A 23,938-nucleotide genomic window follows, 5' to 3' on the forward strand; every position below is an offset into this window, starting at 1 on the left:
GTGTAAAGAGCAGATTTATCGGAAGGATTAATTACCTGTACTATCCGAATCATTTGTGCGACTCACTACTTTAATCTGTCCAGCTCCATTTACGGAATGATATTCACCATTGTACATAGCGTCAGCCTGTACAGGGCCCATACGGAAGGTTCCTGTAGAAACAGCCCGCACTACATAATAATAGTTCCGTGGATAGCTGGTTGCTGTAGCAAACAGATTAATCCGGTCATCACGGATATCCGAATATTCAGGATTGGTGACATCCTTTGCCCAGTTCATGGACGGTACTTCTGAGATGCGTGGATTTTCAATTTCAAATCCAGCGGGTAACATATCTGTAATGACCACATTGGGTACAGTAGAACCATCTGTTGTTGCCAGAGTTATCTTAATCACTACCATATCATTCTGTTTGAATGAATTGCCAGAGATAGGATTGCCAAAGCGGTCATAGAATGTTTTACGTACTTGCAGAAAGCTATCTTCTTCTTTCACTGTGCTGCTTCGGGTTAATCCCTCTGCTTGCCAGAAGTAATACAAGCTACCCGAACCATTCGGTGATATACTGATAGTCTGATTAATTACACCCTTGCTGGCTACCAGATCCTGTTCGCCTGCTTCTCCTAATGATGTATTACCTGCTTTTACTTCTCCCGTTACATTGGCAGCATTAGAGCCTTTCGCCAATTTACCCAGAGCCAGTAAGCCAAAGGCACGTTCCTGTGTATTCATATATGATTTCTGCTTCATCTGTTCTGACAAATGTTTTGCCATTATCGGGATTTGCAGGTTCTTAGGATCGCTGTCAATAAGTGCATTCAATGAAATCGCCTCATCACGAATATAAGAATAGAAGCTACCACCAAGAGCCTGTACAGATCGCTCTCCTGAAAAAGCTGACGGAACAATGTTTTTAGCAGAAGTACCATCACCTAACATCTGATAAGCTGCTGCCAACAGATAGCGTGAGTCAATGGCAAGCAATGCCTTACTTGCCTTGTAGTAATTCATGGTAGGTACATCCTGACGACGGGCTAAGGCCAGTACATACAAGGAATAAGCAATCTCTTTTGGCGCAATCTGTTTAGTTTGACGTGTGTTAGATGCATTGTAATAGAAATATTCCTCCAGGTCTTTCTGCTTTACTTTCTGTTGCAAGAAAGAAAGGATTTTATCCAGGAATGTCTCACTCACATCAAATCCGGCACGTTGGGCTTCAATCAGGAAGTGAGCTGCATAGGTTGTTCCCCACCAGCTTGCCTGTCCACCTTCCGGCCAGTAGCTTAATCCTCCGTTATACATCTGAAATGTTTGCAGTCGGTTTATGGCTTCCTGAACATTGTAGTTGGCTACAGATGTTTGTGTGGCATTGGCTTTGCCTTTGGAAAGCGATTTGCTCAGTTCTGCAAAATAGAGCTGAGGGAATGCTGTAGAGGTCGTTTGTTCTACACAACCATATGGATACCACAACAATTCATCCAGATCATCGGCAAACTGTACCAACGGTGAACGGGACACTACCAGCTTACCAGTAGTGGTTGAAGGAATAAAATCAGTAGTCAGATTGAAGTTTTTAGTACTACCTGCCACTACACCCGAGCCATTACGTTTAAGCAATGACTGAATCGGACGGATAGTAATATCATTCTTCTCAGTATAGGTTCCTCCTAATCCATTTACTTCCACAATCACCTGTCCGGCACCAACAGCATCTTTTGCATTGATCGCAAAAGTTACACGGCCTTCGCTATTAGGACCTACATTGACAGTTTGAGATGCTTCTCCTTCTACAGATAAATTACCTGTTACTTTTACTTTAGCTGTCAGGCTGCCTGCTTTATTTGTCGTATTGCTCAATGTTACCGGCATTTCCAACTGGTCACCAGGGCTAAAGAATCGTGGCAGCGAACTACTGATGACTACTGGATCTGCTACTTTCATATTGATGTTAGCAGAACCAAATGCATCATCCTTATAAGCAACTGCCATGATGCGCAGATCTCCTGAAAACTGAGGTACATCAATCGTATAGGTGATTTCTCCACTACCATCAGCCGTAAGTTTGCCACTCCAGAAGGATACCAGTTTTACCCGCTTGTTAGTTAAGGGGTTGACACGTTTTTCCAGACCAGCACCATCCCCACCCACACTGCTTTTGCTTACTCTCAGATCAGGGAACAATTGTGGATACAAGTCGTATGCATTTACTTCTAACGCCCGCTTCTGGAAGAAATAACCATGTGGGTCAGGTGTTTTGTAGTTGGTTAACTGAAGAATACCCTCATCTACAACAGCCAGCGTAACTTCCGCATTCGGACGGGTTTTAATTGTAATCGTCTGCTTTGTTTGCGAACGAGACTGGGCAGAGGCCACAATCTCAACAGGCATTTTACGATCCGGATCTTCTACTGTTATTCCTGCATAGCCATGGGCTACTGTCAATGGCATTGCGCCATCATCCAGTGGCTTGATCAGAGTAGCCGAAATATACATGTTAGGCAGATGGTCTGCTTTTATTGGGATGCTGATTTTAGCCGACCGTTTGTCTGTATTGACGTAGTAGTACTCAAACACACGATTGCGTTCTACACTCACCAGTATCCGGCCAGGGAATGGTGTTTTCATCAACACTTCGGCTGTTTCACCCACCTGATAGGCCGTTTTATTTGTCTCAATAGTAATTTGTCCTTCACGGTTTACTTCAAATGAAGTATTGGCTGTCATTCCCCATCCGTACGCATAGAGTTCTGTTGAGATATAGTTTTCTGCACCTGGCCGCATCAGGCGAACTTCGTATTCTCCGGATACGCTTGGTACAAAACTAAAGTTGGTGCTTGTGCCATTGATGGTAATAGAACGATCTATCAGTACCTGTTCTTTCTTTTGCGATACATAGCTAAGCTGTCCATAATCATTTTTTTGTAATACAGTTTGCCAGTTTAACTTTACTACCTGCAAGTGCGCTTTTACACCTTGCAATGCTTTACCATCTTTGTTTACAGCAATCAGTGGTAGTTGTACGGGTTCTTTTGTATTTACATACGAATCTGCCAGTTTCATTCCATAGAACACATCCTGAGTATAGGCATCAAAGCGGCTGACACGGTTTACTGGTCGTCCGGTTTCATCAAATACAGTGGTAAATATGCTTCCTTCCAGTACCCCTATATCCTGAAAATCTTCTGGTATAGTAAAGGACTCTTCTGCAATACCTTCGTCATTGGTAGTACCCTGGCGCACATCCTGTTCAAAACGGAAAGGTTTTTCACTGGCAGGAGAGAAGATATAGTCTGGATATTCTTTAGCAGAGAAGTATTTCTTTGTCAGGTTAAAGGCCATTTCATAGGAGCGGTTAGCTGCCGGAGGACCAAACAGGTTTACTGCAGTAGCTGTTGCCATAAGCTCGTCTCCTGATTTTACAAAAGGCTTGCTGGTCTTAACTGTTACCTTGATGCGATCAGGGATAAATTCTTCAATACTCATGGAACGGCTGGTAAGCAATACATCATTGGATGTATACACCTCTGCATTGTAGGTTCCGGTAATGGCGCTAACCGGAAGTTTTACAGAGGTTAAGAATGCACCCTGATCATTAAGTGTGCCTTTCTGGGTAATGTATTCTTTGCCGTTAGGAAGAACAATCCGGACTTTAACCGGAATGTTACCTGCACTTTTCCATTTGCCATCCCGGATTACAGTATTCAGATTGATGGTTTCTCCCGGACGATATATATTCCGATCACCATAAATAAAAGCCTGATAGCCTGACAGATTTTCATGAATACCCCCTACTTCATAACGGGAAGTACCTACAGAAGTCTGACTAAAGAGCAAATAATTGAAATCTTTATCGACAGTACCCGTAATCATCCCAATGCTGAATTTGGGAAACTTTTTCCGGATGTCTGCAAACTTGGCTACTCCATCTCCATCTGTTTCTCCTGTTGCCAATACCTGATTATTAGTACTTACCAGATTCACCTTAACTCCTGTCATCGGTTGAGCGGAAAGAATCGAATTGGCAAATACATACACTTCGTCAGGCGTTTCCTTAACCATAAAGCCAATATCTGAAATAGAGACCAATTGTGTGGCTTGCAGGTATTGTTCATCATCTGAACGCACTTTCACAATATAGATACCCTTGAAATCATCAAACTGGGCAAAGTCCAGATTTAATAAGTGGACGCCATTGCCCTTAGGTAGTGTATTAGTCAGGATCTTCTTCTCATAGACAATGTCTCCATATGGACTAGCATATTCATCAAAATAATACGAAGGACCATAATCAGATTCATATTCATAGGAATAGTCATAGCTGTTCTGGTTAAAGAAGGCATTGATATTATTCTCATATACCTTAAAGATCTTAACCTCAATCTTTGGCACATTGATAATACGTACACCTATGTTTTTACTACCTTTACTGGATAGATAGATGGATTTTTTATGTGTAAAGGCAATGGTTGGCTTCATTTCTCCGAATACAACTACCTGAGTAAAATCTTCTTTGAGTGATCCTCCGAAAATACCTCTAAGCCGTTTGGAAATAATCAAATCATAATTACCTTCTTTAAAACTACCCTTGATATCAAATCCATAATCCTGTTTTTCAATGGTAAAGCTGGCAGATGGAGAGAGAGTAATGTGTCGTTGGATATCTCCTTCCTCTACAGTTTGATTAGTATACACCCGAATCACTCCTTTTTCATATTCATATTCATTGAGCACCTGTACTACCTGAAAATCGCTTTTGTCTGGTGCTTCTGTTTTAAATTCCAGTGGTTTCGGTGTTGTATAAGCACTCTCAGCGCATTTTAAGCCTTCCCGGATAGTAAGCTGAACAGATTTCTTGTCAAAGTTTGCACCACCTTGTACTACTGCTACCGGAATAGCAGAGGCAATTTCAGTGCTCAAAACTTTGGCTGTAACATTCTTGCCATCAATATTCATAGCTAACAGGCTTCCCAATTGCATAGGGTTGACCCGATAGTTGAAATTGACATTAAAACGTAGTTCTGTATTTCCCTCACTATTTTTCACCCAGTACATATCTGTTCCTGCCAGGTTCAGATATGGTGTATGAAACTTAATGGGCTCAATACTTCCAACTGACAATTTTTCTTGTTTCTCTTTATCCAGCGTCTTTATGTGGCTGGTGAGATCATCAGTTACTTTGGCTTCATAGTCAGTGCTGGGTGCAAAGCCTGCATCAGGAGAGAACGACAACTCATTAGGGGCTGTCCATTTGAATTTGCCACGCACATGTGGTTCAAATTCAATGTAGTGAGTAGTATCCCATTTGTCTATCAGAGTGTCACCTACCAGATCATGAGAGAAAGTAAATATGAGATTTTGTTGCTGGGCAATCTCATCCTGAAAGTTGCGTCCGTTAATCTCTACTTTATTGCCCCTGCAGGAAATAAGCAGAAAAATGACGCCCAACATCCAGAGGGCACCAATGTTTTGTTTCATAGTGGTTAAAATGAGTGTAGAATAAAAAGCGGGAAAAGTTACAGAAAAAAACAGAGGTTTTGCAAGAAGAAACCGTCGATTATTTTTTGCTGGTTCTCAGAATATTGCAATCCACACCTGAAATGAAATTCGTGTGGGTATTAATAGAAACTAATACCTTCAGCTTGTATGTTTTATGGTAATTTTAGCTGTCGGAATACAACTATTTTATCGGAAAAAGATTTTCAGAAGGGTTGTAAGGTTTGTTCTATTCCAGAAAGATAGCCAGAGCCAAACAAATTCAAATGTACCAGAAGCGGGTACAGGTTATAAATAGCTTTACGTTCTGTAAAGCCTGGTTCTAATGGAGTAGCTTCAACATAAGCATCGTAAAAATCAGGCTCAAAACCTCCAAATAGATACGTAAAAGCGATTTCGGCTTCTCTGTTACCATAGTACACTGCAGGATCTATAAGGGTGGCATAACCATCTTTACCAATCAGCACATTGCCATGCCAGAGATCTCCATGAAGAAGTGCCGGTTTTTCGTTTGGAAAGATATCTGGCAATCGGGTGTAAAGATGTTGAAATTTAGTATAGAGTGTCTGAGGCATAAGTTGATTATAAACTGCCAGGCCCACTTGTGGCTTTAAACGACACTCTATAAAAAAGTCAACTCCATTGGTATAGGCAGTATTCGTTTGTGGGAGTGACCCAATATAGTTGGGGTAGGAAAGTCCGAATTCTGGTTGAGAATGTGTGTGCAAACGGGCCAGAGAAGTTCCAAGATCTGCCCAATAGTTACTTTTGGCGTACGTGAAGGGCAGAAACTCCAGTATCAGATAGGTTTTTTGTCCGTTTTGACCATATCCTATCACTTCTGGAACAGATATTTCTCCGGCTTCTTTTAATAGAGTTAATCCTTTTGCTTCACAAGCAAAAAAATCCTCCTCCATGCTTTCATTCCACTTAACAAAAAAAGTCCCGGCACTGGTAGTTGCCTGTATAGTTTGATTGATACATCCACCAGATAGAAACTGATACTCCAATATGGACACTTCCTTACCAAGGGTTGTAAAAAAGATTGTCTCCAAAAATTGAATATACTCTTCATGTAAACCACGAAAATCCATAAGCCAGAATATGTTTAGCTGAAGAGGATAGTAAGAAAGCTATTGTTCTCCTGAAGTTTTATTGAGATGATGTTTCTCAACCAGAAACTCAATAAAGCCTTCATTGGCCTTCATCAACATATGATATACCCGCTCAAAACCATCCATACTACCAAAGTATGGGTCAGGGACATTGAGATCTGAGGCTGCTGTATCAAAATTTCGCATCATCACTACTACTGCCCGACTGGAAATATAGCCTGGATGCCGTGTAATATTTAGATAATTTGAATGATCCATTGCCACAATATAATCATATTCCTGAAAGTCATTCTCACTGAGCTGACTTCCCGCGTGGTGGATCTCAATACCATGCTTACGTGCTACCTTAATGGTGCGACGATCGGCAGGTTCGCCAATATGATAATCAGCAGTACCCGCTGAACGACTAATAAGAACGTTCTGCAAGCCTTTTTTCAAAGCAAGATGGTTAAAGATGCCTTCTGCAAGAGGAGAACGGCATATATTTCCTAGACAAACAAATAATATTTTTACCATGAATAAAACATCGCTGGATGAGACAAGGGATATAGCTGGTTTTCCACCTGTTTCACTACAAACTTGCTAATAATTATTTATTACTTAAATATATTATCAGAGACAGTTTTTTGTTGATTTGCAATCTTTTTTTCAGTATTTCTATTTACCTTGCGCCACATTTCAAGCAAATGTATGATTTTAGAAACCATTATGGAAAGAAAAAATACAAATCTGTTCTTCTTATCTGGTATTTTTTTACTTTTTACGTTATTACTGATCGGAAGGTCATACAAGGATCAGTCCGTTAAATCTGATAAGAGACAATCTCTGCAAAAGCGCACAAACCGTAATACTCCTCCTCCTGAATGGCTTAAAAATGTAAGTTTGGAGAATGCGGATAACACAGTTGCTCGATAAGTAAAACTAAATTTAGGGTATTGATTGGACTATATATGCCTCTTCAAAAGAGTGGGGTAATAGGATTGTCTTGTCTAGCTTACTTATAGATAAAAGTAAGAGGGCTTATAGTGCTTGTTAGGTAAGATTATTCCTTTTCTTCTACAATAACAAAGACATCTTCTGTATTCTTTTTCATTAGATAGCGTTCCCGTGCAAACTTTTCAAGCAATCGGGGACTTCCCATCAACTCTTCACGTTCTTTCTTTACTTTTAATACTTCTTTTACATAGTGTTTTTTTTGTTCTTCCAGTTCAACTGTCTGTCTCCAGAGTTTGAACTGAGAAATCATGTCATTGGTATCAAATAACAGCATCCATACAAGGAAGACCGCAGAGGTAGCAAAATAAAAGTTGCGGGTAAAGGGGGGGAGTTTAACAGGCATAGAACAATAATCTACAACACGAAGCTCTGAGAAATACTGGCTACAAGGTAGAATACCTGTAGCCAGTAACAATAAATTAAAAGTTGATGCCTGGGAAATAAGCTGTATTGCCCAGTTCTTCTTCGATACGTAACAATTGATTGTATTTTGCCATCCGATCAGAACGAGATGCTGAACCCGTTTTGATTTGACCAGTATTCAGAGCAACTGCAAGATCTGCGATAGTGCTGTCTTCTGTTTCTCCGGAACGGTGTGACATTACACTCTTATATTTATTGCGTTTTGCCAGATTTACCGCATTGATAGTCTCAGTCAATGAACCAATCTGATTTACTTTAACCAGAATAGAGTTAGCAACGCCCTGATTGATACCATCTTGCAGACGAGTTACGTTTGTTACAAATAAATCGTCACCCACTAACTGGATTTTTTTACCAGTCAAGTCTGTCAGTTCTTTCCAGCCTGCCCAGTCATCTTCTGCCATACCATCTTCAATGGAAAGGATAGGATATTTATCAACCCACTCTTTCCAGTAGTTAGCCATCTGAGAAGACGTCAGTTTTTCTCCTGTAGATTTTTTGAAGTGATATGTTTTGCTGTCTGCATCATAGAACTCAGAGCTGGCTGCGTCCAGTGCGATGAAGATATCTTCACCTGGTCTGTAACCGGCCTTCTCAATAGCCTGTAATACTACTTCAATAGCACCTACGTTAGAAGGGATATTAGGAGCAAAACCACCTTCATCTCCTACGTTAGTACTCATTCCTTTATCCTTCAATACTTTCTTCAGGTTATGGAATACTTCTACACCCATACGTAAAGACTCAGAGAAGGTCTCGGCTTTTACAGGCATAATCATAAATTCCTGAAAGTCGATGGAGTTATCCGCATGGCTACCTCCATTCAGGATGTTCATCATTGGTAAAGGAAGAGTATTGGCATTTACACCACCCAGATAACGGAACAGTGGTAAGCCTGCTTCCTGTGCTGCTGCTTTGGCAATAGCCAGAGAAACGCCCAGAATGGCATTAGCTCCCAATTTACCTTTGTTAGGAGTGCCATCCAGTTCCAACATCAGTTGGTCCAGCATATTTTGTTCAAATACAGAATAACCAGTCAGTTCTTCTGCAATAATTTCATTTACATTGGCAACGGCTTTCAATACACCTTTGCCCACATATACTTTTTTATCATCATCGCGCAATTCTACGGCCTCGTGGGTTCCCGTAGATGCTCCTGATGGTACAGCCGCACGGCCTAATTTTCCATTTGCAGTGATTACATCCACTTCTACAGTAGGATTGCCACGGGAATCCAGAATTTGTCTGGCTCTGATTTCTTCAATAAAAGTCATGATCAAGGTTAAATTGGTGATACAAAATATTGAACTCTCTCTGCTTAACGAGATACTATTTTGGCGGGCGAAAATTAGAACTTACTACAGGATTTTCAAAGAAAAAATATAATTAGTAGGTAATTTCCTCGATTTAGAGGTAGATTCTGGTACCGCTATCTCCTCTCAGGAGTTTGCATGAGCAACTGGCAGGACAATAGTAAACTTTGTGCCATTGCCTTCTTCACTCTGTACTGTAATTTTTCCATGAAGTCTGTCCACTGCCTGTCGCACGATATAAAGGCCCAACCCTGACCCATCTGCTCGTTGGGTAGCACGAAAAAACATTTGAAATATTTTTCCCAGATATTCCGGCGCAATGCCTATTCCATTGTCCTGTATCTGAATGTTTGTATACTCATCTGTATAACTCACACATATCCATACTTTGCTTTCAGTACGGGGATTGTGGTATTTGATGGCATTAGATAATAAGTTTTTAAAGATAATTAATAACTGAAGTTCATCACTTTGAATGATGTCTGATGCTGGCATATCAATGACAACCTGAACTTGGTCAAAGCCAGGATAATATTCCAGTTCGTGTAGACATTGCTGAATTATTTTGTTTAGGGAAACGGGTTTATACTCCAGTGCATTAAACAAACTACGAGAATGGTTCAGGATTGAGTTGATAAATTCTTCAAGCCTATCTACCCGATTACCTATGAGCTGAATATACTGGTGTTTCTTCTCCAGATCAGATTCTGCCTCTATCAAACTAAGGAGACCTGCAATAGAGGCTACCGGAGAGCGGATGTCGTGTGATACTTTATATACATACTGATCCAGTTCCTCATTTCTCTGTTTCAGTTCGGAAAGTGTTCTTTCCAGATGTGCTGTTCGTTCAGAAACTTTAAACTCAAGATCTGCTTTTAACGCTGTTAGTTCTTCATTGCTTACCCGTAAGGCTCCATTACTTAAACTTAGTTCCTCACTCATCACCTGTAATTCTTCATTGGTAGATTGTATTGCTTCATTTCGCAAGGTTAGCTCACGGTTAAGTTCCTGTAATTGAGCCTCCTGTTGTTTGGTCACTGTTACATCCATCGCAGTGCCTTTTGCACATAAAATACCATCCTGATTTTTATATACACGAGCCTTGATATAAATATATTTTAGTTGCCCATCCGGAAGGATTACTCTGTAATTTATGCTATAGGGGGCAATCTCTTTAAGGGCCTTGTCCACAACTATCCTGACACGCTCTACATCATCCGGATGAATAATCTTATACAAAAGATCCAGAGAGCTGTCTGTATAGGCTAGTACAGTTGGCCAGCCAAAGATGCGGTAAAGTTGTGGAGTGCCTCGAAAAGTAAAATTTTTATACTCAGTCTCATAACTTCCAACTTGACTCAGTTCTTCTCCTAACAATAATTGTTCATATCTTTTGTGAAGTTCCTGATCCAAGCGGTTTACCTTGGAAAAAATAAAATGATAGATTAGGAAAATAGTAGTAAAAAAGAATATCAGGATAAACAACGCTCCCATGGCAGGAGTATATATGTTCTGATTGAGTCCGTACAGATAGAGTACAATAATGGGTGGAACTCCTAGCATCGCAATACCAAATACATAACGGGCCATCAGATTACCCAGATAAGGACCTGTAACGATAGATACAATGCCATGTTGAGGATATAAAAGGAGGAGCCCTTGGGCTAGACACAGAAATGCAAAACTGCTATGCACAGACATAGCCGAATAGCTTTTGAAATCGTAATAGTCATTGATCTGAAACAGATGTCCCAGAAAGATCAGGTAGCCAGTCAAAAATACAATAATGGAAAGTATATGGCCTGCCCTATACCTTTTGTAAATAAAACAGGGAAAGGCTATTCCAATACAGAAAAAACAGATTGCGCCTGCAATGGATATTCTGCCTGGAGAGGAGGAACCTATTTTGGAATCAGTTCCCAGCAACTCATCCAGATTCAATGCAAGAATGTGCCAGTGTTCAAGCATAATGGCAATGCTAATCAGTACAATAATTCCGGACAAAAGAAGCACTAGCCAGAAATAAGGTCTCTTACCTGCCATCTGAATAAGGTTACCTGCTGCTAAAATCAGTAAAATTGCTGTATTGACTTTCATTACAGCATTGCTGATTAAGAAAGTACGTAGAGGTAAGTAGTTAAATAGCCAGCCTATGAGACCAAGAATAGCAAGTACAATGGTAATACTTGCCAGTATTCTAACAAATAGTGTTATTCTTTTGGAGAAATGCAGAGCTGCCTCCATTATATAAATGATAAGGTAAACAATATGGAATGGATTTGCCTGATAAAGTATGTCTTTGTCACTCTCCGCGTCTGATTGAAGAAACCGGATGGAAAAATAATAAAACAGATACTGATTGTATATTTGTTTCTCAGATACTTCTGTAAAGTAAAGAAAAAAAAGTATAGAAAATAAGCCTTGTCCGGTGAATGCCAGGCAAGGCTTATTTTCTATACTTTTAATCCTTTTTAAAGCAGATCCTTTACATTGTTATTGTATAATGAATCATTTACAAATTAAAATGTCAAACAACAGATTGTATAAGCAACCTTGATCCGATTTTTGATAGAGAATAATTTTATTTGGATGATGCCTGTTCAATACGACTTTTACGTTTTTCCAGCACATCCCATACTTCATCCTGCCACTGAAGTGTATTTCCAGTTTGAGCAGTAAGAGCCTGAATAAAATCAGATAGCTTTCTAACAGGATCCTTTCCTAATTGATAGCCGCCTGATCTTGCTTCCAAACGTAGAGTAATATCTCCTACCTTGATAGATGCGTCCTGATAGTATACGTTTCGGAAAAAGGTGGATTGACCATCTTTATCAAACAGCAGTCTTATATCGAGAGTCTGCTTGTAGAAATTTTCAACCGTTTGACACATATGATCCAATTTACGATGTTGGATTCTGCGCCATTGTGTAGGAAAAATATCCTGCCACTGCTCCAATGTAATTAACTGTCTACTCAGTTGCTTAGTCATAGGATTAAACCATTGTTTTGTTTGTGTGATGTTGAGTATGATTAGATTTACTAAATAACGGGGTCTTAAATTTATCCGAAATAAAGTTCGGATTCAACTATATTTTTTCACTATAACTTACTAGTAAAGTGCGCATTATCTTATATGAATGAAGTGAATTCATACATACTATACAGGAATATTCATTGCATAAAAATGCAACAGTTTAGTGAAAACATCAGATAGATTCAGAGAATTGGATTCTCCTGATAATGCAAGTATGTTTACGCTTATTTGATATAAGTATATCGAAGAAGGATTAGAAGTGTATAACTGCTTAATATGTTACCTGATACGAGAGTTTATTGGACACAAAGATGGGTACAAAAGTATTGTTTTTTTCTCTTTTCAAAAAGAGAAAAAAACAATAAAAAGAAAGAAATTCCAAAAGATATACTGGGGTCTGTCCAATTTGGAGAATTGTTCCGAATAAAAGGTGTCTTACAGAAATATATTCCTGTTGGACTTTTCCTGATCATTAGGCTTTATCTTTAAAGCGTTTGTATAGGAATAATTGCCATTTTTCTTCTGCTACTCCTGCTTTGTCCATTTCAGCTCTGGCTAATGTAAAAAACAAGTCAGATAGCCGGTTGATATAGGCAGGTATTGCCTCATGTACCTCATCTGTTTTAATTAATGATGTGAGGCTACGTTCACCACGACGCATCTGGGTACGGACCATATGACACAAAGCGGAGATCTCATTACCACCTGGTAGTAAAAAATAGTCTGACGGAGAGGTCATCTTTGATTCTAACTCATCAATCCAGTTCTCACAAAACTCAGCGCCATCCTCAGGTATAGGATTCGTGTTTACTTTTTTTGTATCCGAAGGGCGGGCCAGATGTGACATCATATCCATCATATCTTTCTGAATTTTATGCAGATTTGCCTGCCACTCATGCTCAGAACCTAGTTTGACACGAAGTAGCCCAATAGTTGAATTAACTTCATCCAGTGTGCCAATACATTCAACGCGGACATCGTCTTTGTCCACACGCTTGCCTCCGAAAAGTCCTGTAGTACCTTTGTCTCCTTTACGTGTATATATTTTCATGATTTTGTGAAATTTAATAGTAAAGTTATAAGAGATTGATTACCATTCTCTTATAACTTTAATTCTATATTAGAAGGTAAAACTGTAACGCAATGTGAAATTTCTGCCTGGCATATTATAGCCTCGTTTTTCATAGTAGTTTTCGTCTGTGAGATTGTTTACCAGCAGACTTATTGTGTGCTGATGGGCATAGGTATAAGATGCTGCCATATCAATCACCATAAAGACCGGATACTGAATTTCCGGATATAACAAATCATTATAGTCTGTATCCTTTCGATGACCGACATAACGTCCACTGAGTCGTAAAGAAGCACCTTTGAGGTTATTGTATTCAATACCGTAATTCATAGTAAGCGATGCTACATTGTAAATGTCTTTGCGAGTTGTAGTACCATCTGTGGCTACGGTGATTTCCTTTGCATAGGAGATCGAAGTAGCGTTTGCAAATACACGCAATGAGTAAGCATACTCTTTCAATGCCCCAAAGTCATAGGCTACCTCTGCTTCCAGACCGCGTATCTCACCTTTATTCGCGTTTACATAGGTTGTTCGGGATTTGACTGTATCTCCACTGGTAGTAAATTCAGGTGTTGTATAACGAGTAGTACGACTTGTAATACGATCTTGTACTACTGTAGAGAAATAGGTGATATCTGCAGTAAGTCCAATAGCAGGTTTAACAAATCGGATTCCTGCATCCCAGGTGATGCTGTTTTCATTGGTCAGATCTGGGTTGCCTTGGGTAATCGCAACAGATTTATTACTACCTGATTGAGAAAATCCAGCTACCTGATAGGCATCCGGAGTCACAAACGCACGACCAATAGTTGCATGTACTTTCAGTGGTTCGATAATCTGGTATTGTGCACCCAAACTTGGACTGAGAAAAGGATTGGTTTCTTTGCCTGGCGTATAGGTAGTAAGAAGTGGAGTCGTTTTTACATCAAATGTAATTCTGTCAAACCGGAGGCCTGGCGTTACTGTCAGGCGGTTACTCAGGAAGAAAAACTGACCTTGTGCATAAATGGCTGTTGAGCGTAATGCATAGTTAGGACTGTAAGGTCTTGTTTCTGTCGTATCATTGGAATAGGAATGTGTTTGAATAGATACACTGGTATAGTCTATACCCAGAGTAAGTTGATGAATACCTAGTTTCAGTACATCTTTTACCTGTATTCCCTTCCAGGAAGATTGACTTTGGTAAGAACGATAAGGTGGTATTTTTACACCATTATTTTCGAGTGTATAATTATCAGATGTTTCCTGAGCAGTATACCCCTTTAGGCTAAGCTGGTGAATGCCCATTGTGCCAGCCAGACTTACTTCGCCATTTGCCCGACCAATGTCTTTGGTACTAGGCTGGGTATTTCCATATTCAATGTCACTAGGTGATTCTATACCACGTGCCAGAAAACGTTCTCCCCGAACATCCAGACGCCAGTTGGAAGTAAGCTGATAACCTGCCCGTAGTGAACCCGAATAATAACTCAGTTGTGTATAATCTCTGCGGATTCCATCACCACGGCTGTCATTGATTTCAGTAGCAGGTTGTTTTATATAATATTTGATGGCCGTACCTCCATGAAGTGCATTGCGCAACCAGTTGTCTTTTCCGGTTTTATAGTCATCATTGCGACTAAAGGATTGAAAAGACAAATCAAAGTCCAGCTTCTCTGTCAGATTGCCTCCCGTTTGACCACCAATACGTAAGGAACTATAGGAACCATAGTCTGCCAAAAGAGAAGAGTGAATTTTATCTGTTGATTTTCGGGTAATGACATTCACCACACCACCCATTGCCTGAGCTCCATAGAGTGCAGAGGCTGGTCCTTTAAGTACTTCAATACGTTCAATACTACCCGGATCAATGGTTGCCAGGTTTACGGTACCTGCCGGGCGACCATCTATCAGTAACAGTGTCCGTTGATTGATTCCACTAAACTGAGGCCGAAATCCCCGTATGCTTACACCTCCCAGCAAACCAGGATACTGCAATACACTGACTGAAGAGTTCTTTTTTACCAGATCTATAGCATCTATAAAGGATGTTTGTTTAATATCCCTTTGGGAGATAATATCGATTTGCTGAGGGATTCGTTCTTTTTCTATAGAAGAACGGGTTGCCGTAACTACTGTTTCTTTTAATTGATAAGACCGGATAGAATCAGCTACCTGTTGTTGAGCAATACCTGATTGAACAGTTACAAGAAACAGAATAACAGCGAATATAAATAGAATAATAGATAGCCTTAAGTTCACAGTTCAATTTAATTAAATGAATAAAAACAATGAGCTGAACGCAAGGACAGGCATATCACTTCAATCTTAATAATAGATTGATGATGAGTACTATGCACTGTACTTTTCTCCCGAAAGCTCAGCGGGTGTAAATTTCATCCAGGCAGGTCTTCTGGCTCTCCTGACTTTTGATTGTCTTCCCATCTGATAACAGACAGTGACATAGTATATCAAAAGCTTTGTAAACAGGATTACAGCAGCGGGGACTGCTCCGGATTTGCACCGGATTCCCTTTTAAGTCTACCTGATCAGATCGAAGAGGTAAACACCTGTATGTGAAAGCTAAACAAGCTTCTACTGGTATTTTTGATTTAAATTAGTATCAGGTAATTGTACTTATTTGTTTTTTCCATAGTTGAAGTGCAGCTAGCACTTCAGCCATAGAGTTGTATTTTACAGAAATTCCGTTCTGATAAAGAGTCCAGTCAGGTTGATTGTTAGTAAATAAAGCCTCTATTCTATATGCACTTGTCTGGTCTGTTTCGATACAAAAACCTTCCCGTTGTAGTGCGCGACGTGTCCAGAATACCAAATCCTTATGACCACTAAGTCCAATGACAGGACCCTGGCTATCGTTATGTAATACAAAGCTTCCTGTTGTTTGGTCAAAGTGAAGTCCTTTGCGGGCGAAGGCTGATTCAAAGGCTCCTTTGAGTACAAGGTCTTCAGGTGTACCCACCTCTAAGCTGCCATCAGGTAGTAAGATCCATACTTTGTCTGCTGCCTGTAATGCTAAGTCCAGTTCATGAGTGGAGAGCAGAATAGCTTTCTGGGTTTTCTTTGCCAGTTGATGCAGCAATTGCATCATTTCCACACGACTGGGTAAATCCAGATGGGCTGTTGGTTCATCAAGCATAATCATATCCGTATCCTGTGCCAAGGCACGGGCCAGCATTACTTTTTGGCGTTCCCCATCGCTCAGGTACTGAATAGAACGATGTTGGTAGGCTGTTATACCTATCACATCCATTGCTTCATATACCTTGATCACGTCTTCTGCTGTGAGATTGCCCAGCCAGCTTGTATAGGGGTAACGCCCCAATGCTACTAGTTCATAGACTGTCAGATTTCCTGCTTCTACTCGTTCTGTAAGTACCATACTTAGTTTTCGAGCCAAATCCTGGGGTTTTAAATCAGACAATGGTAAATTGGTAATACTAATATAACCTTCCAGCGCAGGATGTAGACCTGCAAGTGTACGCATCAGCGTAGACTTACCTGCCCCATTTGGGCCTAGCAGGCATACCAGCTCTCCCTGCCATAAGTTCAGCTGTAAAGGACCAGCTATTTTATATGTTTGCCCTTTAGATAGACGATAGCCAATTGACAAATCGACAGCAGTGAGTATAGATTTTCTTGCTGTCATACAAAGGATGCTCTTAGATTGCTTCGGGTCACAATAATCCATATCACAACAGGAGCACCCAACAGTGATGTCACTATATTGATCGGCAATACTGTCTGGCTACCTGGCATATGTGCAATAATATCACAGGCTAGCATTAACAATGTACCAATCAGGCAAGTGCAGGGAATCAATACCCGATGATTGGAAGTATTGAATAACGAACGTGTTAGCTGTGGTACGGCGATACCAATAAAGCCAATAGGTCCACAGAAGGCTGTAATACTACCAGTAAGCAGACTGGTACTTGCCAGAATAATGGCTCGTGCCCAACCTACTGTCAAGCCCATACTTCGGGCATAATTTTCACCTAATAACAAAACATTCAATGCTTTGGATGAGGCAAATGCTAATACCAGCCCCACTACTACTGTACCCGTCAGTACATATAAATGATATTCTGTTACCCCGCCCAATGATCCGAATGTCCATAGTATATATTCCTGTAACTGTTCAGGTTGACTAAAATACTGCCATATACTAATGACAGACAGGGTAATGGTTCCAATCATAACCCCTACAATCAACAATACTACATTGTCTCGTATACGTCCTGCAATCAATACTACCAGAAATAAAACCAAAGCCGAACCCATTGAAGCTGCCACCACTATCAACCAGCTACCAGAAAAGCCCAGTTGCCGGATAGCAGGCATACTGGTAATATGTCCATTGGAAAGCATAATAACAGCTACTCCCAGTGCTGCTCCTGCTGTAATACCTAGTTCCGAAGGCCCTGCCAGTGGATTGCGAAACAACGTTTGCATCTGGAGACCACTTACAGATAAGCCACATCCAACCAACACAGCTGTAATAGCTTTGGGAATACGGATCTTCTGGACAATATAAAGCCAGGCTGTTTGTTCGGATGTTTGCTCAAACAGAATACGTACTACCTCCCGAAAAGGAATAGACACAGAGCCCAGCATAATGTCCAGCAGAAAGCCTGCAATGATGAGCAGAATTAACGAACTCACCACGATCTTCCGGAAGGAGGAATGGGATTTGGACATAGTACGGCTAGCTTCAGTATTGGAAATCATTGTACCTGTTTGTAATACACCAGTTCGTGATCAGGCAGTAATTCCGGATGAAGTATTTTAATCATATCTGCCAGTATCAGGTGAGGACTTACCGCACCAGACTCCCAGTAATCATTAGCTCCCTGTTCATTAGTTCGTTTGTTATAATTATAGACTTTGCCTGTTTTAAAAGAGGTAAAGTCCCCATATCGTTTGTCTTTGGCCAGAATATCTTGTTTGGTATCAATGAATCCTACATTGAGCCAGTATTCAGCTTCCAGTGCTATCGGATACACAGCTTCAAAACTGAGAGGTAGGCTACCTGTAGTTTTCTCATTTCGCCAATGATAATCTGTGCCTGCATCTTCAAAAAAGTGAGCCATGTAGCTATCACCATCTGGAAGAAACCAAGTATCCTTGTATGTCATACCAGTAATGATACTTGGCTTATGTTTCACATTGCGGGTTAGGTCTGACAACCGTTTATATTCCCGTGCAATTTTTACAAACTTTTCATTTACCAGTGCTTCTTTGTTGAGTAAGGCTGCCATTAGTTTCACCCATTCAGCACGTGCCAATGGAGTAGTTTCTACCCATTCAGAATTAATCAGCACAGGAAGTCCTGCATCTGTAAGGGTTTTGTAGTGATCCATCCGGGCTGTTGCGCTTCCTACTGTCATAACCAGGTCAGGATGCATCGCAATCAGCTTTTCTTCATTGATAGCTTGATCGTTGCCAACTTCTGTAATTTCTCCTTTGGCAATTCGTTTGAGTACTTCTGGTGAGGAAACATATTTCAGATTGCCCAGTCCAACTAATGTATTCTGCGCATCAAGAAAACTGACCAGACCTACATGCATAGACGACATACCAACCAGACTACGGACAGGTATCTCAATTTTGTGATATTGATCATAGCCTGCAGGACGTGGGGTGCCACGTTGTAACAAAAGGTAACGTGCTGTATCTCCTTTCGCTTCAAAAGGATTGAAGATATGCACTATCTTGTAATGATTGAAGTATTGGAGGGTAAATCCTTTGGCATACTCTATCTGTACTTTCTCTGGAAAATAGTTTTGCTGGTTCGCAGTGGTTTCCTCTACAGTATCCGATTGAGATGAGGAACGGCAACTGGTCAACATTCCTATCAGACAGTAGAGAGCTACCAGCCAACATGAACAGCGAACCAGTGAAGACAGCGGCAAAATCCTTTTGTGGCTGCTTCGGGTTAGGTTTTGTTTTGTTTTCATGAATACATGCGCCTTTCTTCCGAAAGCGATAAGTATGAAACCCCAACAGGCAGGTCTTCTGACTTCCCCAGATCTGACTCCTTCCCGCTCAGTACAAAAAATGAACAGTGGAATAATAATCTTGTCAGTCTTGGATAGTACGGGGTTACAGCAGCGGAGACTGTTCCGGATTTACACCGGATTCCCTTTTAAAGTAAACACTACGAGTTGTATCGCTTACTACCTCCAGGAATGGCAAAGCTAAGAAAATTTTATGGATTTGATGAGAGAAACAAAAAAGCCCGATGTTATAAGTATGAACATCAGGCTGGTAGTGAAGATCTGTATGAGATAAAGTTTTACAACTGACTTAACAGTTTATCTCGCATTCCCTGGGCATTTTTATTCTGAGGATTTGTCTCTGTTGCTTTAGTATAAAAGAGAATTGCCATTTGGTGGAGTCCCTTTCGCATATAACATTCACCTGTAAGTTCATAGTTATAGGATATATCCTCAGACTTGCCGTTCAGTAACAGGCTTAGTTGGAAAATACGGATTGCTTCATCAAATTTTTGTCTTCGCATCAGGTATTTGCCTGTGCTGATGAGATCGCCAATTTCAAATGAAAAGTCATAGATGTCTTGTTGTGTTTCCCGAATATGACGATAAAAGGCCAGCCCCTGTTCAAAATCTTTCAGAACCTTTTCCCGTAGGTCCAGATATACTGATTTTTTGGGTAGAGAATAGGGCTTGTCATGTAAAATAGCATGGATAGCATCTTTCAGTGGATACACTTTAAAGTTCTGGTTGTTGGTCATCAGAATAATGGTGATGCCTTCTTTCACATTGCAGGACATCAAAGCCTCATAGTTAAAGTTGGAGCCATGATGTTGATGCCAGGTAAGTTGCTGGTTTTCAAATTCAGTACTTCCAAGACTGGTTTCATTATCTCCAAAACTTTCTGCCAGTTCCTTAAAAGAAGTTTCAGAAATGAGTTGATATGAATGCAAGTTAATAGTCCACTTATAGAGATCTTCTACTGGTAATCTAAGCCATCCGGTAAGGCTTTGAGTAAAGTTAGCAGGCTCTACAAAATTGTTATCAAAAGGACGCGCCGTAGTTACATCGACAGTATAAGCGTCAATAACTGTCTGAGACATTTTACAAGGTTTGAAAATATACTTCTTTACAAATTCCGTATAGGTCAGTCCGGAGATCTTTTCAATGATCCAACGTTGCAGATACACATTGAGGTAACTGTAAATAAAAGCAGTACCTGGTTCAAATTCCAGTTTAGGTAGCTGAGTCAGAAAGGTGCGAACTTCTTCTTCGGAACTTGCATTGGAGGCAGGTAAGCCACTGGTATACTGAATCAGGTGTTTGATCTGGACTTTATCCGCCCAGGATGGAAGAAAAGAAAGGTATTTTGATACTTTGTCCTCCAACTTTAGTTTTCCTTTTTCTTTTAAAATCATGATACTTACTCCATTAAACTCTTTCGAGATGGAACCTATATCAAAACGCATTGTAGGAGTAAGTATTTTGCTTTTTGTCGCATCGGCGTAGCCAAACGAAGACAGATAGATAATTTTGCCTTTTTGGGACACAAGTGCATTGCCATTAAAGATTCCGCGTTGGTTTGCAGCTTGTAACAATGAGTCAATACGTTTGATCTTATCTGTCTGTGCATAACTACAGGTAGTAAGAAGTACAAATACGAAAATGAAGATAGATTTCATAGTTTACACAGATTGCCTGGGTGGATAGTAGTTTTTTGCAATAGTATAAACAAGGGTAGGCTTTGTTATGGAAAACTAGCTGAACTACTCTATATTCTTGTGAATGACTGAGAGGTATTTGAGAGTGTACAGTTATTCGTTTTACCTTTAGGAAATTAAAACCTCATATGAAGCAACTGTATGTATTGAGTTGGTATTTTGTCTGTATTGCTCTTTTATTTTCCTGCCAGTCTCAATCTGTTGTCAATCCACCTGTTAAACCAATAATTTCGAAACCACGGTTTCAGATAGGTGATAACCTGCAATGGGCTGCTACAAACTATAATGATAGCAACTGGATGTTGCAAAGAAGTGATACAAAAAATAAGGTGTTCTGGATAAGATTTACTATTACATTGCCTCAGTCATCTACAGGTCATTTGGGTCTTGCTATTCATTCATTTGGTGCATTTGAGTGTTATTGGGATGGAAAACTAATTGGAAAGAATGGTATTGTACAAGATAGTCTGCGTTCTGAAGTTCCTGGAATTGTTGATACTTATTACCTACTTCCTGATTCTGCCGTAGTGACTGGTACCCATACAATAGCTTTGCGTATGTCACAGGCATATATAAGTGATAACTACCGGCGAGTTCATGTTCGGGTTACTGACTATACCTCTCTGATACGATCACCTTTATTGCAGACCTGCTTTATGTGTACGCTGGCTGGCGCACTTCTTATGGCAGCCTTGTATTATGTGTTTTTGTATAGCCAAAACCGAAAGAGATCTGCCGTATTGATGTTTGGTATGGCTTGCTTTCTTTTTTGTGCATTACTGATGCTGGAATACCTGAAATTCTATATAGATATTCCTTACACTCATTTTTATATACGGCTGGAGGTTATAGGTGTTCTCACACTTATAATTGCTTTTTTAGTACCCTGGTATTTTGCTATACAATTTTCAGTACCCCAAAAGCCCGTTCTTTTATCTGTGCTGGGATTTTGTCTGCTGGTGTTATATATACTGTACTATGGGCATTATGATCTGACAGCACAGCTACTTACGTTATGTATGTGGGTTTTTTCTGTTGGTATAACTGTATTTGCACTCCAAAGGTATTTCAAAGAGGCTTTAATTGTGTTGGTGGGCTTACTGGCCAGTTTTATAGTACATATATTCCTGTATTATGATATCAGTCTGTTTGTAAGTTTTGTATTGATTGTTTTGTGTATGTTGTACCTGATGGCTGTACGTACCCGTGAACAGGAAAAAGCGTATGAGTCGTCGTTGTTGCTTTCGGAGAGATTAAAAAATGAATTATTGAGAAAGCATATTCAACCTCACTTTCTGATGAACACACTAACCTCTCTTATCGATTGGGTCGAAGAGTCTCCTAAAGAGGGTGTGGTTTTTATTGAAGCACTAGCAAAAGAATTTGAATTGCTCAGTGTAGTGGCTGAGCATTCCCTGATTCCTGTCCGGCAAGAAATAGAACTATGCCAAAGCCATCTGATAGTGATGAAATATCGTAAGGAAATTAACTACCAATGGAAAGAATTAAACATTGATCAGGAAGAGTATATACCACCAGCAATTTTACATACGATTCTGGAAAATGGTATTACCCATAGCTTGCCATTAGAGGATGGCTCCATTCGATTTCAGTTATATTTTGAATCTACTCCACAAACAAAAAAATACGAACTGACTGTCTTTGCCAGAAATCGTCCTGTTCTGATAGGGAAGACAGGTACAGGTTTGAAATACATACAAGCCCGGCTGACAGAAAATTATGGTTCGTTATGGAGTTTGGAAAGTTGTGCAGTCCCAGAAGGTTGGAAGAGTACCATTACCATTTATCATCCTCACCGTGCTATCAGATAGACAACTAATACTCCTAATACTGCATACAATGTACCAACTTTAATCAGCATGGCTGTAGTTTGTCTGCGGTCTTTGATAACTTCTCTTTTAAAAGGCGAATTGGTTTCTGCTGCTCTGATTTTCTGGATAGATTCCTTTCCCTGAATAGCATACAAAAGTTTTTCTTTTAGAGAAGGATTATCGTCTGCTAGTTTAAAAAGAAGATCTGTACGTTGCATACAAACGGCATGGACTATGGTGCTAAAATAACCTCTTTCACTGTCGTCAGATAACTCTATCATGTTATTTTTTAATTCTGTATAAGAGATAGTAGAAATGTTGTTGACTGTGTGCTGAGTAAGTTGACTTCGGGAACTTTTGGCTTCTATGACACTGTCTCGTATAATTTTGAGTTTGTTATCTGCAAAAGCTCTGAAGTCCTGATAATAAATCTGGGTATTCGTAAACCTATCCCAGTATCTGTATCCTTCATAGAAGCTATAGTGATCAATAGGATACATAGCATTGACTTCTACACTCAAGGTAGAAAAGTTAGTATGCCAATAGCCATTATTTATGTATTGGTTAATTTCTATTTCATTAGTAACAGTATCTATTTCTATCTTTAAGACTTTCTTGTCAGGTGTATCTGATAAGAGTACATACAACTTATTCTGATCTTTTTGGATCTTTGTGTTTGTGCCAATGAAAAGATATGCATCTGTACTACTCTGCCTTGATAATGTATCAGTCTGGATGAGGCTATAACTAGACCCCATTGGTTTATTCCAGTAACCTAATCTGAACAGATAAGCTAACTGATCATTTATTTCAATGAAAACAGTGTGTGTTTTTTTTGTACTGGAGAGAAATAGTTTTTTAGAAGTACCTTTTCCATAGACAGTTACCAGGCAGAAGCTCATTGCCCAGATAAATACTATATTTTTCATCTTTGGTGAGTGTAGGT

Annotated in this window: 16 protein-coding genes and 2 riboswitches; of the genes, 2 read left to right on the plus strand and 14 right to left on the minus strand. The window is 39.9% G+C overall.

Going from position 1 to position 23,938, the window contains the following annotated elements; genetic code table 11:
- Nucleotides 1-27: 27 nt before the first annotated feature.
- The 3 genes from QNI22_RS29960 to QNI22_RS29970 form a co-directional block, all read right to left on the minus strand.
- Entirely contained in the window at nt 28-5,475 is a 5,448-nt protein-coding gene (locus QNI22_RS29960) for an alpha-2-macroglobulin family protein (protein ID WP_314516672.1), read from the minus strand.
- Between the two features lie 224 nt (nt 5,476-5,699).
- A complete protein-coding gene (locus QNI22_RS29965) occupies nt 5,700-6,587 on the minus strand; it encodes a fructosamine kinase family protein (protein ID WP_314516673.1) in 888 nt (295 codons plus the stop codon).
- 39 nt (nt 6,588-6,626) lie between these two features.
- A complete protein-coding gene (locus QNI22_RS29970) occupies nt 6,627-7,124 on the minus strand; it encodes a low molecular weight protein-tyrosine-phosphatase (RefSeq protein ID WP_314516675.1) in 498 nt (165 codons plus the stop codon).
- 192 nt (nt 7,125-7,316) lie between these two features.
- Between QNI22_RS29970 and QNI22_RS29975 the strand changes: the two genes are divergently transcribed.
- Nucleotides 7,317-7,523: a hypothetical protein gene (locus QNI22_RS29975; RefSeq protein WP_314516677.1), complete on the plus strand. Its 207-nt coding sequence runs from the start codon at nt 7,317-7,319 to the stop codon at nt 7,521-7,523.
- Between the two features lie 127 nt (nt 7,524-7,650).
- On the opposite strand, the gene QNI22_RS29980 is transcribed toward QNI22_RS29975, so the two are convergent.
- From QNI22_RS29980 to QNI22_RS30025, 10 genes are all read right to left on the minus strand, one after another.
- Nucleotides 7,651-8,019, minus strand: a complete 369-nt coding sequence (locus QNI22_RS29980; protein ID WP_314516679.1) for an FtsB family cell division protein — start codon at nt 8,017-8,019, stop codon at nt 7,651-7,653.
- 4 nt (nt 8,020-8,023) lie between these two features.
- The gene (gene eno, locus QNI22_RS29985) at nt 8,024-9,301 is read right to left on the minus strand and encodes a phosphopyruvate hydratase (protein ID WP_314516681.1); all 1,278 of its coding nucleotides are present in this window, start codon (nt 9,299-9,301) and stop codon (nt 8,024-8,026) included.
- 165 nt (nt 9,302-9,466) lie between these two features.
- Nucleotides 9,467-11,584, minus strand: coding sequence for a sensor histidine kinase (locus tag QNI22_RS29990; protein WP_314516683.1), 2,118 nt, complete (start codon nt 11,582-11,584; stop codon nt 9,467-9,469).
- Nucleotides 11,585-11,921: 337 nt separating this feature from the next.
- Nucleotides 11,922-12,329 carry a hypothetical protein gene (locus QNI22_RS29995; protein ID WP_313987856.1) on the minus strand — a complete coding sequence of 136 codons (408 nt, stop codon included), beginning with the start codon at nt 12,327-12,329 and terminating at the stop codon, nt 11,922-11,924.
- Between the two features lie 517 nt (nt 12,330-12,846).
- Complete coding sequence (locus tag QNI22_RS30000) at nt 12,847-13,425, minus strand: cob(I)yrinic acid a,c-diamide adenosyltransferase (RefSeq protein ID WP_314516686.1); 579 nt, start codon at nt 13,423-13,425, stop codon at nt 12,847-12,849.
- Between the two features lie 69 nt (nt 13,426-13,494).
- On the minus strand, nt 13,495-15,687 hold the full coding sequence (locus QNI22_RS30005; protein ID WP_314516687.1) for a TonB-dependent receptor: 2,193 nt from the start codon (nt 15,685-15,687) through the stop codon (nt 13,495-13,497).
- Nucleotides 15,688-15,811: 124 nt separating this feature from the next.
- Nucleotides 15,812-16,014, minus strand: a riboswitch (cobalamin riboswitch).
- A 34-nt stretch (nt 16,015-16,048) separates the two neighbouring features.
- Nucleotides 16,049-17,092 carry an ABC transporter ATP-binding protein gene (locus QNI22_RS30010; RefSeq protein WP_314516688.1) on the minus strand — a complete coding sequence of 348 codons (1,044 nt, stop codon included), beginning with the start codon at nt 17,090-17,092 and terminating at the stop codon, nt 16,049-16,051.
- Entirely contained in the window at nt 17,089-18,174 is a 1,086-nt protein-coding gene (locus QNI22_RS30015) for a FecCD family ABC transporter permease (protein ID WP_314516689.1), read from the minus strand. Before QNI22_RS30015 ends, QNI22_RS30010 begins: the two co-directional genes overlap by 4 nt.
- A complete protein-coding gene (locus tag QNI22_RS30020) occupies nt 18,171-19,403 on the minus strand; it encodes an ABC transporter substrate-binding protein (RefSeq protein WP_314516691.1) in 1,233 nt (410 codons plus the stop codon). Before QNI22_RS30020 ends, QNI22_RS30015 begins: the two co-directional genes overlap by 4 nt.
- Nucleotides 19,404-19,434: 31 nt before the next feature.
- Nucleotides 19,435-19,645, minus strand: a riboswitch (cobalamin riboswitch).
- Between the two features lie 96 nt (nt 19,646-19,741).
- The gene (locus tag QNI22_RS30025; protein WP_314516693.1) at nt 19,742-21,121 is read right to left on the minus strand and encodes a serine hydrolase domain-containing protein; all 1,380 of its coding nucleotides are present in this window, start codon (nt 21,119-21,121) and stop codon (nt 19,742-19,744) included.
- Between the two features lie 167 nt (nt 21,122-21,288).
- Between QNI22_RS30025 and QNI22_RS30030 the strand changes: the two genes are divergently transcribed.
- Nucleotides 21,289-22,992, plus strand: a complete 1,704-nt coding sequence (locus tag QNI22_RS30030; RefSeq protein WP_314516695.1) for a histidine kinase — start codon at nt 21,289-21,291, stop codon at nt 22,990-22,992.
- On the opposite strand, the gene QNI22_RS30035 is transcribed toward QNI22_RS30030, so the two are convergent.
- Nucleotides 22,974-23,921, minus strand: coding sequence for a hypothetical protein (locus tag QNI22_RS30035; protein WP_314516697.1), 948 nt, complete (start codon nt 23,919-23,921; stop codon nt 22,974-22,976). The genes QNI22_RS30030 and QNI22_RS30035 overlap by 19 nt on opposite strands.
- Nucleotides 23,922-23,938: the final 17 nt, after the last annotated feature.

The organism is Xanthocytophaga agilis (genome assembly GCF_030068605.1).
Classification (GTDB): Bacteria; Bacteroidota; Bacteroidia; order Cytophagales; family 172606-1; genus Xanthocytophaga; species Xanthocytophaga agilis.